Source organism: Kocuria sp. LHG3120, assembly GCF_049897445.1.
Classification (GTDB): Bacteria; Actinomycetota; Actinomycetes; order Actinomycetales; family Micrococcaceae; genus Kocuria; species Kocuria rosea.
On sequence record NZ_JAFCWG010000023.1, the window covers coordinates 1 to 518 of the forward strand.

A 518-nucleotide genomic window follows, 5' to 3' on the forward strand; every position below is an offset into this window, starting at 1 on the left:
ATCTGCGTGGTGCCGCTGGACTCGGTGGTCGAGCTGATCCCCGAGGCCCTCGCCCTGGTGGAGCCCACGGCCCCGGTCACCATGATCTCCGGGCCGTCCGCGACCTCGGACATCGAGCTGGAGCGGGTGGAGGGCGTGCACGGGCCCCGGACGCTCGACGTGATCCTACTCGGCTGACAGGCCCGGATGGCGCGTGAACCGCAGCACGCGCAGACGCACCGTCGCGGATCCGCTCGGCACCCCGGCCCCATCGCGGCCCCGAGGGCCCGGGTCTGCCCTGCCCGGGCACGGCGGCCCCTGCCGTGCCCGGCCGTTTCTCCTTCGCAGTTGACCTTGTCAGAAATTCACAACACAGCACCCAGGCCTCCAGTGGAGCGTCCAGGTGCGGAACGGGTGTCAATGTTCTCCAAGATCCTGGTGGCCAATCGCGGCGAGATCGCGATCCGTGCTTTCCGTGCCGCCTACGAGCTGGGCGCCAAGACGGTGGCGGTGTTCCCGTACGAGGACCGCAACTCGAT

General features: G+C 69.5%; 2 protein-coding genes. Both read left to right on the forward strand.

Annotation, left to right across the window (positions count from 1 at the left end):
• Window positions 1–177: LUD domain-containing protein (locus ACP7CD_RS18375; protein WP_426120831.1), on the forward strand; the 177-nt coding region annotated here is incomplete at its 5' end.
• Between the two features lie 222 nt (window positions 178–399).
• Window positions 400–518 (forward strand): biotin carboxylase N-terminal domain-containing protein (locus ACP7CD_RS18380; protein ID WP_426120810.1); only part of this gene is annotated, 119 nt, incomplete at its 3' end.